At 33.6% G+C, this 17,812-nt stretch carries 15 protein-coding genes; 10 read left to right on the forward strand and 5 right to left on the reverse strand.

The genetic code is table 11. The features are described 5' to 3' along the window. Positions 1 to 42 precede the first annotated feature (42 nt). Positions 43 to 801 (reverse strand): cytochrome c oxidase assembly protein, encoded by a 759-nt coding sequence (locus MY490_RS03895; protein WP_248268062.1) that lies wholly within the window; start codon positions 799 to 801, stop codon positions 43 to 45. Beyond that, entirely contained in the window at positions 791 to 1,261 is a 471-nt protein-coding gene (locus MY490_RS03900; protein WP_248268063.1) for a DUF2243 domain-containing protein, read from the reverse strand. The genes MY490_RS03895 and MY490_RS03900 overlap by 11 nt, the downstream gene beginning before the upstream one ends. A 154-nt stretch (positions 1,262 to 1,415) precedes the next feature. Between MY490_RS03900 and MY490_RS03905 the strand changes: the two genes are divergently transcribed. Further along, the gene (locus tag MY490_RS03905) at positions 1,416 to 2,651 is read left to right on the forward strand and encodes an MFS transporter (RefSeq protein WP_248268064.1); all 1,236 of its coding nucleotides are present in this window, start codon (positions 1,416 to 1,418) and stop codon (positions 2,649 to 2,651) included. Positions 2,652 to 2,678: 27 nt separating this feature from the next. Next, positions 2,679 to 3,533, forward strand: coding sequence for a manganese catalase family protein (locus MY490_RS03910; protein ID WP_248268065.1), 855 nt, complete (start codon positions 2,679 to 2,681; stop codon positions 3,531 to 3,533). Between the two features lie 74 nt (positions 3,534 to 3,607). On the opposite strand, the gene MY490_RS03915 is transcribed toward MY490_RS03910, so the two are convergent. Beyond that, positions 3,608 to 4,462: an MBL fold metallo-hydrolase gene (locus MY490_RS03915; protein WP_248268066.1), complete on the reverse strand. Its 855-nt coding sequence runs from the start codon at positions 4,460 to 4,462 to the stop codon at positions 3,608 to 3,610. Between the two features lie 145 nt (positions 4,463 to 4,607). Here MY490_RS03915 and MY490_RS03920 point away from each other — a divergent pair, with 145 nt between their 5' ends. From MY490_RS03920 to ligD (MY490_RS03930), 3 genes are read left to right on the forward strand one after another with little or no spacing between them, the layout of a single operon-like run. Next, positions 4,608 to 5,444, forward strand: a complete 837-nt coding sequence (locus MY490_RS03920) for a non-homologous end joining protein Ku (RefSeq protein ID WP_248268067.1) — start codon at positions 4,608 to 4,610, stop codon at positions 5,442 to 5,444. Positions 5,445 to 5,457: 13 nt separating this feature from the next. Further along, on the forward strand, positions 5,458 to 6,402 hold the full coding sequence (ligD, locus tag MY490_RS03925; RefSeq protein WP_248268068.1) for a non-homologous end-joining DNA ligase: 945 nt from the start codon (positions 5,458 to 5,460) through the stop codon (positions 6,400 to 6,402). Positions 6,403 to 6,414: 12 nt separating this feature from the next. Next, entirely contained in the window at positions 6,415 to 7,659 is a 1,245-nt protein-coding gene (gene ligD / locus MY490_RS03930) for a DNA ligase D (RefSeq protein ID WP_248268069.1), read from the forward strand. Between the two features lie 47 nt (positions 7,660 to 7,706). Here ligD (MY490_RS03930) and MY490_RS03935 read toward each other — a convergent pair whose 3' ends face one another. Both MY490_RS03935 and MY490_RS03940 read right to left on the reverse strand, forming a co-directional pair. Next, positions 7,707 to 9,380, reverse strand: a complete 1,674-nt coding sequence (locus MY490_RS03935) for a ribonuclease J (protein ID WP_282439836.1) — start codon at positions 9,378 to 9,380, stop codon at positions 7,707 to 7,709. A 150-nt stretch (positions 9,381 to 9,530) separates the two neighbouring features. Beyond that, entirely contained in the window at positions 9,531 to 9,737 is a 207-nt protein-coding gene (locus MY490_RS03940; RefSeq protein ID WP_248268070.1) for a hypothetical protein, read from the reverse strand. Between the two features lie 328 nt (positions 9,738 to 10,065). On the opposite strand from MY490_RS03940, the gene MY490_RS03945 reads away from it, so the two are divergent. From MY490_RS03945 to MY490_RS03965, 5 genes are all read left to right on the forward strand, one after another. Beyond that, positions 10,066 to 14,355, forward strand: a complete 4,290-nt coding sequence (locus MY490_RS03945; protein ID WP_248268071.1) for a S8 family serine peptidase — start codon at positions 10,066 to 10,068, stop codon at positions 14,353 to 14,355. A 203-nt stretch (positions 14,356 to 14,558) separates the two neighbouring features. After that, a complete protein-coding gene (locus MY490_RS03950; protein WP_248268072.1) occupies positions 14,559 to 15,176 on the forward strand; it encodes a DUF6944 family repetitive protein in 618 nt (205 codons plus the stop codon). Between the two features lie 308 nt (positions 15,177 to 15,484). After that, positions 15,485 to 16,204: a sigma-70 family RNA polymerase sigma factor gene (locus MY490_RS03955; protein ID WP_248268073.1), complete on the forward strand. Its 720-nt coding sequence runs from the start codon at positions 15,485 to 15,487 to the stop codon at positions 16,202 to 16,204. 30 nt (positions 16,205 to 16,234) lie between these two features. After that, the gene (gene clpP, locus MY490_RS03960) at positions 16,235 to 16,819 is read left to right on the forward strand and encodes an ATP-dependent Clp endopeptidase proteolytic subunit ClpP (RefSeq protein WP_248268074.1); all 585 of its coding nucleotides are present in this window, start codon (positions 16,235 to 16,237) and stop codon (positions 16,817 to 16,819) included. Positions 16,820 to 16,962: 143 nt separating this feature from the next. Next, a complete protein-coding gene (locus MY490_RS03965; RefSeq protein WP_248268075.1) occupies positions 16,963 to 17,685 on the forward strand; it encodes a nucleotidyltransferase domain-containing protein in 723 nt (240 codons plus the stop codon). Positions 17,686 to 17,812: the final 127 nt, after the last annotated feature.

Below are 17,812 nucleotides of genomic sequence, written 5' to 3' on the forward strand. Positions count from 1 at the left end.
TTTGTACATCTTTAGAAGGAATATATGTGGCAAAAAAGTCCATTAAAAAATAGCACTTGTTTTATTCGAATTGGCTGAAAGATACCAAAAATAACAAAGCGCCAAAATCAATAACAAATCAACAAAGTCCCCTCCATAATACATTAAGACTGCACCATTTTGAACGTCATTAAAACTGAAACTGTCTAATGGATTTGAAAAAAGAAACTTCGATAAAATATCATGACCTGCTAGTGCAAGTATCATAATTAATGAACGAAATAAAAAACTGAATTTATGAGAGAGAGGTTCAATACCAATGATTGAAATTGTAAAGAGATATCCTGAAAAAAACAAATGAATATGAACAAAAATTAACCAAAAGGTACTCTCATGAATTAAGTTAAACACTGTGGAGTTATACAATACCCAAAGTCCCCCGATATTTAAAATCATTGTCGTTATAGGATGAGTTAATAGTCGAACAGGAGCACTTCTTAAAAGACGTGTCACACGCCTTGCATGTTGAGTTTTTAATGATGTTAACAATAATGTAATCGGTCTAGATAAAGCGATAAAAAATGGAGCGAGCATTCCTAGTAATAAATGCATAACCATATGGAAAACAAAAAGGTGATGACTTAGTTTTGCTATTGGTCCAATAACCGAAACGAATATACAAACAAACCCAGTTACCCATAATATAGAGCGAGATTTTGGCCATGGCTTTTTTTTATGTTTTTTCGCAGCAACCAAATAGCCAACAATAAAAAGTAAAATGAATAAAATAATGGGTAGATCAAACGAATAATTATCCCTCAAATTGACCACCTTTATTTCGAGTTTTAAAAATTAGAATGCAACCTATTAGTGTCATAATAGAAGCAGTAATATTCCAAGTTAAATCATAAGGCATAATATCGACGTTATATCTAATTTGATGAAGCTTCATCCATTTATGCTGAACTGTTCCATCATAAAGTTGAAATAAACCTGCTCCGAGTAAAACTCCGCCAATCCATCTTTTAATATAGAGTGATTTTTTTCTCCTTAAATTCGCAAACATAAATAAGGAGCCAATCGTTGCGAACCAACTAAAGGCATGAAAAAGACCATCAGAGATAAGTCCCAAAGCTGTTGTAGACTTATCGTAAAAATGATGCCAATGAAGAAGCTGATGAAAAACTGCTTCGTCAAAAAATGCCACTAATCCAAGGCCAAATAAAAATCCAGACCATAAATTTAAATGTAAATAATTAGTTGAATTTTCTAGAGTAGTCATAGAGACTCCACCTTTCGAAATGGTATATTATTCATTTTGCCCCCAATTTTACCGAACAAATCGTAATTAGTAAAAATTACAATTCAACCAAAAATGATACTTGGGAAGGATAAGGTTTGTGATTGTTTCTAGTTACACAAAAGGCGGAGGTAATATGGATAAAAAACAAAAGGGCAGTTTATGGGCGCTTTCTACAGTACCTCTTGTAATGACTTTAGGTAATTCAATGTTGATTCCCGTACTTCCCAAATTAGAACAACAATTAAATATATCTGGCCTTAAAGTTTCAATGATTATAACTGTTTATTCAGTTTTTGCAATCATTCTTATCCCTATTGCCGGTTATTTGTCGGATTTATTTGGAAGAAAAAAAGTAATTATTCCAAGTTTAATTATTGCGGGAATAGGAGGGGCCTTAGCTGGCTTTGTTTGTTGGAAATTAGAAAATCCATACATGTGGTTAATTGTTGGGAGAATCATTCAAGGGATTGGTTCTGCTGGGGCAATGCCTGTTGTTATTCCGTGTGTGGGGGATATGTTTAAAGATGAAAATGAAGTTAGTAAAGGATTAGGCTTAGTGGAGACATCGAATACATTTGGAAAAGTTCTAAGTCCGATACTTGGTTCTGCATTAGCAGCAGTAGTTTGGTATTTACCATTTTTATCAATACCATTCCTTTGCTTACTCTCAATTATATTAATATTAATTTTTGTCAAACCTCCAAAACAACCTATGAGATCAAAAAGAAAAGATAAAAGAAAGAAAAAGTTTAAAATGTTTATCAGATCAATTCGAAAAATATTTCGAAATAATGGTAAATGGCTTTATACCATATTTATACTAGGTGCCATTATCATGTTCATATTATTTGGTATGCTTTTTTATTTATCAAAAATATTAGAAAAGCGCTATCACATAATTGGAATATGGAAAGGATGTGTGTTAGCGGTCCCGCTAGCTGCTTTATCCTACACATCTTATAAGACAGGTAAAAAAATTGGAAATAAAAAAGGTGCAATGAAAAAATGCATTGTGATTGGATTTATCTTAATAAGTATTTCTTTTGTCATACCGATTTTCAACAAAGATATTTATATGATTATCATGAGTTTATTAATTAGTGGGATTGGAATTGGAATGTCGTTACCAAGCTTAGATGCATTAATAACCGAAGGAATTGAGAAGGAACAAAGAGGGACTATTACATCTCTTTATAGTTCTTTACGATTTGTGGGGGTAGCTGCAGGACCTCCTGCTTTTGCCTATTTGATGAGTAAACCTGATAATTATATGTTGTATTGTTCCATAATTTTAGCAGTGCTTGGACTTGTTTTGTCCATCAAATATATTAAGCCTAACCAAGGTACAGTTACCGCTAAATCTAATTAAAACAAATCCATAGAATAGGGGAATATTATGTATTATTACAAAGAAGAATTAATCAATATGATAAAGCCAGATAAACCAGATCCGGCAGCTGCAAAAGTTTTACAAGAAGCGTTAGGTGGACAATTTGGGGAAATGCGAACAATGATGCAATATTTTTTCCAAAGCTCAAATTTTCGAGGAAAAGCTAAACAATACAAAGATTTAATTCGAGGAGTTTTTCTAGAGGAAATTAGTCATGTAGAGCTTGTTCAAAATACAATTAACCAGTTGTTAAATGATTCGGGTGCACCTGGTGTCGGTAATTTTGGTACTGATGGCGCACCATTAGATGAAGCAATAAAACATGCCAACCCTCATCACTATATAATGGGGGCACAAGCATCTCTTCCAGTTGATGCAGGAGGTAATCCATGGAATGGTTCTTGGGTTTATAGCCATGGGAATTTAGTCGCTGATTTACTAAATAATTTAATACTTGAATCAACAGGAGTTCTACAAAAAACAAGAATTTATGAAATGAGTTCAAATCAAACATTAAGAGAGACATTAGGATTCTTAATTGTACGTGACAATGCTCATCAAAATGCTTTTGCAAAGGCATTGGAAACTTTAGGCGTAAATTGGGGTAAATTATTCCCGGTTCCGAATTACGATATAAATAAATACCCTGAATGTAGAAAATTTGTAGATATGGGATATCATAATGCTCAATTCAATTTTAGACTTGATGAGACACTTATGGGAGAAATATTCAAAGGTAAAACACCAAGTAGAAATGGTGGAGACTTAAACGTTACGGAACCTCCAAAAGGTTTTCCAGTTCCTGAATTTCCTGATATGCCGAATGAACATAGCCCAGGTTTATATGATTTAAATAATTAAATTTAAAAACTCCTTACAAAAGTAGGGAGTTTTAATTTTACCTATAATTTTTGCTGATTAAGCAAAGCAAAATTTTAAATATATCGACCATAATCAGGTTTGGCGATTGAGTTGAAGTTTTTAACTAAGTAGTCTAATTGTTCATTTAACTCGTCTTCTAGCAATGGAAAGCCGTGACCTGTTATTGCTCTTTTAGGGTGTAAAGCTTGTAGTTTTTTAACAGAATTAAATGCTGCCTCCCAATCTGTTGTCAAATATCTAGGAGGACCATTTATTTCTTTTTGTTGAGTTAGAACGGAATAAATAGAGTCTTGTTTAACATTAACAAAGGCGTCTCCCGCAATCAGTAATTGATCATCATCTCTAAAAAGTGAAATATGTCCAGGTGAATGACCCGGTGTATGAATCCATTGCCAATTTGGCATTTCGGGTACAGAACCATTTGCAGGAAGAACATGGATATATTCTCCTAAATTAATTCCTTCGTTTGGGAACAATGGGGATAACTTTGCTATTAATCCACCTTCAACTGTTCCATCTGGCTCTGGGTAATTCTTTTCTCCTGTTAAATAAGGTAACTCCTTTTCATGCGCATAAACAGGTATATTGAATTCTTTTATTAAGTCAAAGATTGCACCGATATGATCAAAATGTCCATGAGTAAGTATAATTGCTTTTAATTTGTGTTTTTCACCGAATCGTTTTTCAGCTAACTCCATAATATTATCAAATGATTTTGGCATACCGGCATCAATTAATACCCACTCACTTGTTAAATTAGGATTACCGTATAAGCAAAAATTCACAATTTGGTTAGTTTCATAAAATAAATCATTCGCTAATTCAAACCCATTCCCACTCGATTTAGAAGTAATAGGCATATAATGAAATTCCTTATTCTTTTTTTGTAGATCAATTGAATTATTCATAATATCCTCCATTAAGTGTTGATTAACTTTTTTAGTCTTCTTTTATAAGTGTTTTTTATTCTAATAGAGATAACTAAATGCAAATTGAATTAAACACTTTCATTTAACAAAAGCTAATCATAAAAATAAAAAAGGTAGTGAATATATGCATACAGTTTGGAAAGGTACAATCAGTATGGGACTAGTTACAATCCCAGTAAAGTTGTTTTCAGCAGTTGAGGATAAGGATATTAAATTTCGTCAATATCATAAAGATTGTAAAACACCTATCTCCTATAAAAAGGTTGCTAGTTGTGACGATGAAGTTACTCCCGAAGAAATTATTAAAGTATTTGAAACACCAAATGGTAGAGTTGTGGAAATTACAGAAGAGGAAATGAATAAATTAAAAGAAGAATTTGAACTAAAAACTGTATCAATCATTGATTTTGTCAAACTAGCAGAAATTGATCCAGTGTATTTTGATCGAACTTATTATATTGGTCCGGATTCTGGTGGAACAAAGGCATATGCTTTACTTTCCGAAATATTGAAGAAAAGTAAGAAAATCGGTCTTGCAAAAATTACAATTCGTAGCAAACAGCGTTTAGCTGCTATTCGGCCATATAAAAACGCAATTATTCTTGAAACATTGCATTTTCCAGATGAGATTAGAGCAATTGAAAATCTGCCAGGTGGTGTTCCTGAAAAGGCAGGATTAGCGGAGCGTGAATTACAGGCTGGTATGATGCTAGTTGAACAATTAACGACAACGTTTAATCCAGAAAACTATACCGATACATATCGTACAGCATTAGAGCAATTAATTTCGGATAAAGTTAATAAAAATGATTATATCGCGACAGGGCAGGAGAAACCGGCAGAACAAAAAAATGTTGTTGATTTAATGTCTGCATTACAAGCGAGTATCGATCGAACAAAAGGACAAGCAACACCTCCGAAAAAGCCTAAAACTAAAGCGCCTAAAAAAGCAACGAGTTAAATAGGAGGTAGTAATGGAGCTAGATCCAATTTTTCCTTTTGAGCCTATTTCTTCAGATATTGTACCAAATGGTCCTGAGTGGATTTCGCAAATTAAATGGGACGGTGTTAGAATCCTAACCTATTTTGATGGGAAAGAAGTGAAATTATTTAACCGTAAATTAAATGATCGTACAAATATTTTTCCAGAGCTAACGGATATAAAATCCTATTCGACTGCACACTCAATCATTTTAGACGGGGAGGTCATCGCTCTCGATCAAAACGGTAATCCATCGTTTCATGAAGTAATGCGAAGGGATGGAATTAGACGCATGGATCGAATTGATTCAGCTATAGAAGCTGTACCTATTTACTATATGATTTTTGATATTCTTTTTTACAATGGAGAATGGGTTACGCAATTATCTCTCCAAGAGAGACAAAATTTATTATTAGAATCAATTCAACCTAATAAGCAAATTCAGTTAGTTCCAAATAATACTGATGGTGTTGCCTTATTTGAAGTTGCGAAACAACATAATTTAGAAGGTATCGTATGTAAAAATTTAAATAGTAAATACTTGATCAATGGTAAGCACAATGCGTGGCAAAAAGTAAAAAATTATAAGGACGTTATTGCTGTAATCGGTGGGGTAACGTATCGTTCTGGAATTGTTAATTCTATTTTAGTAGGACTTTATAACGAAAATAATCAACTTGTTTTTATAGGGCATGTTGGAACAGGAAAATTAACGAAATCAGAATGGAAAGACCTTACTACAGTCATTAATACGATTAAAATAGAAAACAATCCATTTAGTAGCCAACCAAAAAGAATAAAGGAAATTCAATGGATTCAGCCATTGCTAACTGTTAAAGTTCAATTCATTGAATGGACTGAAGGTCATTCATTAAGACAACCAAGTATCCAAGCTTTTATCGAAAAAGATCCGAAAGAATGTACACTTACAGATTAGGGGAAGTAAGATATGAATCATTACTTTTTTCAAAAACGTAATAAAATTTATACAGGCATTTTCTTTATTTTAGGATTCAATATAAAAGATGAAAGCTTTTTAGTAGGACTGAAAAAAGAAAATGATATTTTGCAAATGGGGACCTTTTCAAATGGTCTTAGCGAAGAAGAGAAGGGTATATTGATTAAAGCAATTGAAGCAAATAAAAAAAGCAAAAAAGGTAATATAAAATATGTTGAACCTGGGATTTGTATTGAACTTGAGTTTCAAAGTATAGAAAACAACCAATTAACAAATGCAAAATTTATATCCTTTCAATTAAAGCATGCATGGAATGAATGTACTTGGGATGGCTTACTATTGGGTAATCTTAATTTGGAGGAAGAATTAACACTTACCAGTCCTGAAAAAGTAATATGGAAGGATCCATATATAAATAAAGAGAGCTTTGTTTCGTATTTAGCTCAAATATCCAGTTATATGCTTCCATTTCTAAAAAATCGTTTATTAACATCGATTCGTTTTCCGAATGGAATAGACGGTGAATCTTTTTTTCAAAAAAACTGTCCAGATTATGCTCCGGGTTTTATTAAAACTGAAGAACATGAGGGGAATAATTTTATTATTTGTAATGATTTATCAACTTTGCTGTGGTTAGGAAATCAATTAGCAATCGAATACCATATACCTTTTCAAACATATAGAGCCAATAATCCGATTGAAATCGTATTCGATTTAGATCCACCTAATGCAGATGCATTTCCTTTAGCAATAAAAGCCGCATTGGAAATGAAATTAATCTTTGATTCTTTTCAAATAAAAAGCTACCCAAAGGTATCTGGAAGTAAAGGAATTCAAATTCATATTCCAATTAAAGAAAATTCTCTTACCTATGATGAAACAAGAGTATTTACATCTTTTATTGCACATTATTTAATTGAAAAATTTCCAGATGATTTTACGATTGAAAGATTTAAAAAAAATCGAGGGAAACGTCTCTATATTGATTATGTTCAGCACGCAAAAGGAAAAACCATTATTTCCCCATACTCAACAAGGGGAAAAGAAAAACCAACTGTTGCAACTCCTCTATTTTGGGATGAGGTAAATAATCAATTAAAAATCGAAACTTTTACAATCCCGTTTGTACTAAATCGGTTAGAAAATAGTTCTTGTCCAATGGATGATTATTTTGATCAAGAAAATAATTCTTTAATTGACTTAATTTCAAAAATTAAAGAAAACGAATCAAAGTAAAAACTCCCTAATTAGATTAAATAGGGAGTTTTTTTATTTCTATATTTCTATATTTCAATGATTATTGGTAAAATCATTGGTTTTCTCTTTGTTTTCGTAAATAAAAATTGTCCAAGAGACCTTTTAATATTTTGCTTCATAACTCCCCATTGGAGTTTGTTTTCATCAAGTAATTCGTTTATGGATGATGTGACGATTTGATTTACTTCCTTCAATAAACTTTCTGAATCACGCGCATAGACAAATCCTCTTGAAATGGTATCAGGACCTGAGATAATTTTTCTTTCCATTTTATTAATGGTGATGACGATTACAAGCATTCCATCTTCAGCAAGCTGTTTTCGATCTCTAAGGACAATGTTACCAACATCTCCTATGCCCATTCCATCAACATAAATATTTCCTGCTGGAATTCTTCGGCTTTGAATTGCTTCTGATTCTAGAATATCGACAACATCACCATTTTTAATAATAAAAATATTATTTCGTTTGACACCAACAGATTCAGCAAGAGAACGATGATGGTGGAGCATTCTGTATTCACCATGAATTGGAATAAAATATTTTGGCTTCATTAATGTAAGCATGAGCTTAAGCTCCTCTTGATAAGCATGACCAGAAACATGCATTCCAGTTGAGCTTCCTGAACCATATATAACATTTGCTCCGAGATTGTAAAAATTATCGATAATTTTAGAAACGCCGCGTTCATTACCAGGAATTGGTGAAGCAGCTAAAATCACAGTATCACCAGGATAAATGTCAACCCCTCTAAAGCTGGAGCTAGCTAGACGAGCAAGAGCTGCAAGCGGTTCACCTTGACTACCTGTACATAAAATTGTAATGGCTTCTGGTGCGAAATTATTAATTTCTTCTGTATCAATCAACATACCTTCAGGGATTGATAAATAGCCTTGCTCCATCGCGACTTGAACAACATTTACCATGCTTCTACCAAGTAGAGCTAACTTCCGATTAGTGATAATTGATGCATCAACTATTTGTTGCACGCGATGTACATTTGAAGCAAATGTTGAAATAATGACTCTCTGTTTTGCCTTCATAAAAGCATCTACTATATGCTCTCCAACAATCCGTTCGGATGGTGTTGAACCTGGCCGTTCAGCGTTTGTGCTCTCTGATAAAAGTAATAAAACACCTTTGCTACCTATTTCGGCCATTTTATGAATATCTGGATATTGATTGTTAACAGGAGTTAAATCAAATTTAAAATCGCCAGTATGTACAACAGTGCCTTCAGGTGTTTCAAATACGATACCTAAACAATCAGGTATACTATGATTTGTTTTAAAAAATGAAATCGAAAAATGCTCAAATTTAATAACTGAATCAGAATCGATTAAAATTAGTTCAGTTTCTCCTAATAATCCATGCTCTTTTAATTTAAGCTCAATTAATCCAAGCGTTAATCTCGTTGCATAGACTGGAATATTCAATTGCTTCAAAAGATAAGGGATTCCACCAATATGGTCTTCATGACCATGTGTAACAAATAAGCCTTTAATCTTTTCTTGGTTTTCCTTTAGATACGTAATATCTGGAATGATTAAATCAACACCTAATAAACTCTCGTCAGGAAACTTAGAACCGCAGTCTATTAAAATAATCTCTTTTAAGTATTGAATAGCATACATATTTTTTCCAATTTCATTAATTCCACCTAAAGCAAAAACCGATAGCATACTTTTTGTTGGACTCAAAATCCTATTCCTCCTAGTACATTGAAAAGTTTAAACATTTTCCTTAAAGAAATTGACATATATTTCTTAGTATGTGCGTATACGTAAAAATCATTCAATTGTGGGTCTGTATAAAAAAATGAGCCGGCATAGACCGAGCTCAATTTTGAATCACTCTTCGAAATAATTTTTAAATGGTTTTTTAGGTGTATGTGTTGCATTACGATAATAAGGATTATCCACAGTAGAATCTTTAGGATCCAAATTTGTTTTAATAACTAATGACGGTCCCGTTGTACCATGTTCAGCAATAATCCGATCGTTTAATTCATTAAAATCAGGAAGTTTTTTATTCCCTGGTTGTAATGGTTCAGACATATAACCACCTCCTGACAATAGGATGGTTTCTCTAAGGAAAATTATGTATTTGAGTAAGTAAAAAGAAGAACATAAATAAGGATCAAAGGATATGTACTTGCTTTTTGCCATTTACATACTGATTTAAAGAGTTAAGCTATCTAAAATAAAAAATCAACTGTTATAAAAATCGATAGGATTGCTGATTTTATTTTTGTTTCTCTATCTTTTTTTGTTGAAAATGTTGGAATTATAAAAAAATTTGTAGTTGATAAAATTTATGAAATCTAAAATTCTGTCAAATTTCAATATAATAAAACTATCAAAAGAGAGAGGAAGATGGGGGAAAATGAAAAAGAGAATCAAAAAAAATGTTACGACCCTAGCTGTAACAACAGGGCTTGTAACTAGCGTATTTAATCCGATTTCTATTCAACACAGTGTTCATGCACAATCAACGTCAAAAGTTGAACAAGTTTTATCAGCTCTTACACCAGAACAACGTGAGGCGATTAAACAATTAAAAATCAGTGATCAAGAAGGACTTCAAGTATCTCCTGATTTAGATCTAACAAGTGATTCGCCAACTTCTGTCATTGTTGAATTTAAGGACAAGCCAGCAAAAACAGCAGTAACCGTAGCAGAAACTGAAGGAACAACTCTTTCTGAAGCAGATGCACAAGCAAAAGTAGATGCTTCACACGAATCGTTTGATCAAGATTTAAAAACGATTTTTAGTAAAGAGTTAAATGAAAAGAAAAATCCATATAAAATTAAACGCTCTTACAAAAAAGCATTTAATGGGGTTTCAATGACACTCCCTGCTAATAAAATTAAATCATTACTTAAATCGAATGCTGTTCAGGCAGTTTGGAGTGATTTACAAGTTCAATTAGATGATCCAACTGTTAAAGAACAAGCGTCTGGACAACAAGGTCCAACTCATAATATGGTAACGTTCCCTGGCGTTGAAAAACTTCATGAAGAAGGTTATACAGGAAAAGGTGTAAGAATCGGTATTCTTGATACAGGAATCGATTACAATCACCCGGATTTAAAAGGTGCATTTAAAGGTGGATACGACTTCGTCGATAATGACAATGATCCGATGGAGACAACCTATGCGGATTGGCAGAAATCGGGACAACCTGAAACAAGTGGTGGTGAAGCCTACTATACTGAGCATGGAACGCATGTAGCCGGAATTATTGCTGGACAAGGTAAAAATAATGCGGACTTTTCTGTGACTGGTGTTGCACCAGACGCTGATATTTACTCTTATCGTGTTCTAGGAGCATACGGATCTGGGCAAACTTCAGCAATATTGGCAGGTATTGATAAAGCAGTTTCAGACGGAATGGATATCATTAGTATGTCATTAGGAGCAAGCTACAATGACCCGTTATTCCCTACGGCAATTGCAGTTAATAATGCCGTCCTTTCAGGGGTTACAGCAGTAGTGGCAGCAGGAAATTCTGGAAATAAGATGTATTCGCTAGGTTCTCCAGGAAATTCACCTTTGGCAATTACGGTTGGAGCAAGTGATACGTCTGTTACCATACCACAATTTTCAGCAACTGCTCATCCGTCAACAGGTGATACGCCAGTGGATATGAAGTTAGCTGCACAAGGGTATTCTGATAATGTAGCAGATTTACAAGGTCAAACATTTAAATTGGTAAATGTAGGATTTGGTAAAGATACTTCATACTATAAACGTGATTCGAATGGTAATTTGATACCAAGAGATGTTGATGGAAAAATTGTTGTTGCAACACGTGGTAGCGTAAGTATAGCAGATATCGTCTCTATTGCTAAAAAGCATGGAGCAAAGGCTGTTATATTAAGCAATGCAGATAATGATCCATTTCAAGATGTATATTTAGGAAATACATTTGGATATATCCCAACATTTTTAATAAACAGTAAACAAGGTCATGCTATTACAGGTGATTTACCGCTAACAAACGCAAAGTTAGATGCTTCGATCGACTTTACATTTGGTAATATGAGTCAAACTGTCACACAAGGTAATAAATTAGCAGACTTTAGTTCTAGAGGTCCATCTCGTGTGTTATATGATATTAAACCAGAAGTAACAGCACCTGGTGTATCTGTATTCTCGACTGTACCTGCTTATATGCATAAGGATGATAATGGCAATGCACTAACTGATTATCAAAATGCGTATGAACGTTTATCCGGAACATCGATGGCTACACCAAATGTTTCTGGGGTAGCAGCTTTATTAAAACAAGCTCATCCTGACATGACGCCAGCCGATATTAAGGCAACATTAATGAATACAGCTGATCCATTAAATGATAAATATAGCGTATACGAAGTAGGTGCTGGTCTAGTTAATCCGTATAAAGCTGTTCATACACAAACAGAAATTCAAGTGAAAGACAAGACGAAAACGTTAAGCAGTAATGCGAAAGATTCGAGTGATACTACTCTAGCAAGTAAAGGAATTAAAACAATTAAAAATATTACAGGTGCATTAAGCTTTGGGGAGCAAGCAGTTAATGGTAAAGATCTGACTGATCAACGTTCCATCACTTTATTTAATAAAGGCTCTGAAGATAAAACGTATGATGTAAAGGTTCAATTCCAGACATTGGATGGCCGATTTACAAATGACTCTAGAGCGGATCAAGATGCTGTAGCTAATGGCGTTACGCTAGATGTGAAATCATCTGTAAAAGTAAAACGATATAGCAGTGCGAATATGGATGCCACAATCAATGTGCCTAAAACTGCTAAACTTGGAACGTATGAAGGATATGTTGTTTACACAAATCAAAAGAATCCTGATGAAACGTATAAAATTCCATTTGCAATTCATACAGTTGAAGAAGGAATTGATTATGTAAAAGGTGAACCATCTGCTTTCACAATACCTTACGAAGCAGCTAGCACTGCAACAAGATGGTCAGTGGGCTTGGACTTCAAACTGAAATCTCATATGCGTACATTTGACTTCTTCCTTGTTGATCCAAAAACAAACGAAGAAATTGGATATCTTGGTACAGCGGACGGAATGGGAGCGGATGAGAATATTGAATATTATTTCAAAGGTATATTGAACCAAGGACAATATTATCCATTAACAGGAAACCCTGATAACCCAATTACATTTGATTATAAGGAAGTTGACCCTGGATTATGGAAAATACGAATGGTTGGTACTAATGATAAAGGTGTAACCTTTACGAATGACGCTCCAATTTTTTATGGAGAGAAAGAGCCAAAGGTTACAATGAACTATGAAGCAGGTCAAATCGTTGAAACAGCGAATGCAACTGACAAAACTGTTGCCGTAACAGGTAATGCGTTTGATAAAGATATAGCTGAAATGAAGGCAGCAGGTATTGATGCTTCACAAGGTGATAATAAAATGTATTATTATAATCCAAACAATTCTAGTGAAATTAACTTGCCTGTAGACCAAAATGGAAACTTTAATTCAACAATTCCTTTAGCTACAGCTGGTCCAATTACATTGCCTATTACTGAGTATGATTTCTATGACCGAAATAAATCAACAGTTGAAAATTACGGAAGTGTGAGAGACGTTTACTTTGTGAAAAAAGGAACTGCATATTCTACAGCAATTTCTGATAAACAACGAATCAACATGGGAGATTCAACAACAGTAACGTTCTCAACAAAAAATATGGCAACGAAAGTGAAAAAAGCTGAATACTCATTCTTGTATCCTAAGCAGTACTTAGATATTGTGAGTGTTAAGCCACATGGAACATATAATGGAAATCTAGACGTTCAATATACAACTACTTCATTTAACAGCTCTTACGATAAAATGACAATTACAGCAACAGCACTTGGAGATCTTGCGACTACAGGCATTACTGGAGATACTTCTTTAGTAGACTTAACGTTTAAAGCAAAAGATAAATACTACAAAGGTCCAATGCAGTTTGAAGATCCGAATGGTTCAACTAGATTCTTTAAAGCAGTCTATACAAATGTGGATAATAGTACCTTAACAACACAAGGTATTCAACCTTACTTCTATATTACTCCTACTTATTCTCTAATGAGAGGGACTGCTTACCCTGAAGGATTAATTAACGGAATCGACACTACAGGCCAACCTACTATGAAAAAACTTGACTATAATATAACTGGTACAAAAATTAGTGTGAAAGATTCGGATGGAAAAGAATACGGAGTGACTGATCCATTTGGATATAGTTCAATTTCCGTAACTGCTTTTACTACTAGATTACCGGTTACAGACAAAACATTTACACTATCAATCGATGTACCAGGTCATTTCACATTTAAGAAAGATTTCACAATTGGTTTGAAGGAAGACGGTAAAGTTACCGCTGGATCTAAACCAGTTGATTATCCTTATATCCCTGGTGGAGATGTCAATAAAGATAATGTCATTGATGTGAATGATGCGTTATACATCCAAACAAATTGGGGTACAAATAATCGTGATGCTGATATTAACTATGATGGTGTAGTAAATGAGCAAGATATGCAATATGTAATTAATAACTACTTAATGCAAAATCCTTGGGATGACAATGCTGGCAAGCCTGTTAAGAAGTTTAAAGGTAAAACTTTAGATGATGTTTTAACGGATCTTGGATTAGAGTAATTGAATAATAGTTTTATAGTAAAATCGGTGATGATGCAATGTCGTTGCCGATTTTTTTAGATGATCGAGTATTAAGTCAATTAAGTATCTAGCCTATGATTATATGTTTTTAAGAAGGATCTTATATTTAATAAATAAGCACACAATCGTAAATTGGTTCATATTACTACGATAAGGTTTCTTTTAGTAGGCTGGTGGTTGAAATGGGAGGCGAGTCTAAAGCAATAGTAGGATCTGTAATCGTATCAATTGGAACAATAACAGCTGCAATTGGTTCTACACCATCCAGCTACATAAAAAGTAGTGTTCGTGATGACTTAACTCTAATAGGAAATGTTTTGCAGGCTACAGGAAATGGTATTGATGCTGAAGCAGAAGGGACTGTACTTAGGGCAGTTGGAAAAGAAATAACAGCAAGTGGAAATATTACTGTTACTTCAGGACTTGTATTTGACATTCGAAAAGAAGCAACCTACAAATTATTCATTGCAGGTAACTTGTTACAAGCTTTAGGATTAGGTGTTAATGTTGGAGAAGCAATTGAGCTTGATCCATTTCCCGGTCAATCTGAAAATATTGTAGGAAGCATAACACAAATCATAGGAAACACCTTACAAGCATTTGGATGGTCAGAGGCACTATTTGAAATTAAAGTGGAAGAAAATAAACAAAAAAATAAAGGCTATTATGAGGACTATATTAAAAAAAGTAATGGACCATCCGAATCAGAATCGTTGGTAGCTACGGGGAGCTGGATCCAAGCAATTGGTTCTGTCATTTCTGTAATTGGAGCAATAAAAGAAGTAACCGAATCTAATTAAGTGGAAAAAGATTTACACTTTTTTATTGATCGAAGCTTCCAATTATCTAATGCTTAATCATTGAAAATTAATAATAATGTGTAGGTTAAATTTAACAGAAGCGGGAATAAATAGTTCACGCTTTTTTGTATTGTTAGATTTTTTTCTAATTATGTTAAAATGCATTAAAAGAAGCAAACAAAGGATAATTTTAGAAGAGTTTTTATATAAATTACATAAATTAAATAAAAAAACTTTTTGACCCCGTATCTTTTTATACTTTTTGAACGTTTATAGGGTAGAGAGTGTTGAAAAAGGAGTGAACAGAAATGTTTAGTAAGTATAATCTGCACAGTATAGAAAAGGAAAATCAGGATGAAAAGTCTGATGAATTCTATTGGAAGGAGTACTATCCTAAATTGCAACGCTATTGTCGTTTTCTAGCCCAAAATGAATGGGACGGTGACGATATCGCTCAGGAAGCCTTTTTTAAAGCAGTAAAATATTATAATAATGAAAAAATGAATTCTGCTTTATTAAATAAGATTGCTTACAATCATTGGATTGATACTTTACGAAAAAGAAAAGAAGAAACAGCAATTCCTGATTTTGAACTTTCTCGATTTGCAGCTAATCATTCAGTTGATCATAAAATCAATAGTGTGGAACTCTTACTGAAGCATTTTACTCCAAAACAAGCAGTCATCTTTTTTCTAAAAGAAGCATTTCAATATAAATCTAAGGAAATTGCCGACATCTTGGGTACAACAGAAATCGCCATAAAATCTAGTCTGCATCGTGCTAAAAAACGTCTTGAAAAAACGAACAAAGAAGAGGACTCCCTTTCTGTTGAATATTTTTGGAGTGAGGAAGAACCCGAGAAGCTTGAAGAACTTTTTCATATAGCTTTGGAAGTCCAAGACCCTACAGTCCTAATCCATGCAATTCCTTCCTTAAAAAATATTGTGGAAAGCCCAAAAATGTTTTTCTGTAATTTCCAGTCATCTCGAACTCAATCTCCTTCAAGCACTCTCTATATGGCTGCATAGCCAATTAACGCTTTCAAGGAGGATTCTTAAATGACGACAGTTCCTTATGTAATTGAACAATCTAATCGTGGTGAACGTTCATATGATATTTATTCCCGTTTGTTAAAAGATCGGATCATTATTATCGGTGACGAAATTAATGATCATGTAGCAAATAGTGTAGTTGCACAATTGTTATTTTTAGCTGCAGATGCACCTGATAAAGAAATTTCACTTTATATAAATAGCCCTGGTGGGTCGACTTCAGCAGGATTTGCGATATACGATACGATGCAATATATAAAGCCTGATGTTAGAACAATTTGTACTGGAATGGCAGCATCCTTTGGTGCAATGCTTTTGCTGGCGGGAACAAAAGGGAAACGTTTTGCCCTTCCGAACAGTGAAATCATGATCCATCAACCATTAGGTGGGGCAAGAGGCCAGGCAACAGAAATCGAAATATCTGCTCGCCGAATCTTAAAATTACGTGAGCATATTAATCAAATAATTTCTGACCGAACAGGTCAGTCAGTTGAAAAGGTTGCAAAGGATACTGATCGAGATTATTTTATGAGTGCAGAAGAAGCAAAAGAATATGGAATCATTGATGAGATTCTCTATTCTAATAATTAACTTTATAATCTAATGAAAAAGGTTAGCGGTGCTAGCCTTTTTTTTTGATTGCTTAACCAAGTTTAGAATAGAAGACTATGCTCTCATTGGAATCTTATGTATTCTTAAAATAAATGGTTTTATTTAGGAAAGAGGATTCGATAATGAATGATTTAAATAAGCTAAATCCAATTGAAGCAGCACACCACTTTGTAAATAAATATTTTCCAAATTGTCAGGGAGCATTATTAGCAGGTAGCGTAGTCCGCAACGAGGCAACAGAAACATCAGATCTTGATATCGTTATTTTTGATAAAAGCATTAGTTCTTCATATAGAGAGTCATTAAAAGAACTTGATTGGGATATAGAGGTTTTTGTACACAACTTAACATCTTATAAACAATTTTTTGAAAGTGATTATGAGAGAGCTAGACCATCACTGCCAAGGATGGTTTCAGAAGGAATCATCTTAAAGGATGATGGAGTAATTGAAGTGATAAAAAAAGAAGCAAATGATTTATTAGATAAAGGTCCAGAAAAATGGTCAGAGGAAACAATCAAAATAAAGCGATATTTTATTACAGATGCACTAAATGATTTTATAGGTTCCTCTAATAGAGCGGAAGAATTATTTATAGCTAATACACTAGCTGGACTAGTAAGCGAATTCGTTTTAAGAACAAATCGTAAATGGATTGGTTCTTCGAAATGGATTGTACGTTCAATGGAACAATATAACGAAGACTTTGCAAACCGTTTTGTAGAAGCTTTTGATGCGTTTTATAAGACTGGTGAAAAGAAACGCATAATCGAATTAGTTGATGAAGTTTTGCGACCATTTGGAGGACAATTGTTTGAAGGTTTTTCTTTAGGAAAAAAAATGTAGATTCTTAATTAAAGCATCAGATTCTTAAGGAAAAGGAGTCATATTTGTGGCTCTTTTTTATTTTGGAAAGATTTAAAGCGAAAGAAAGTGCTCTTAAGTATTGAAATTTTCTAATAATATAACAAAC

Source organism: Gottfriedia acidiceleris (assembly GCF_023115465.1).
Classification (GTDB): domain Bacteria; phylum Bacillota; class Bacilli; order Bacillales; family Bacillaceae_G; genus Gottfriedia; species Gottfriedia acidiceleris_B.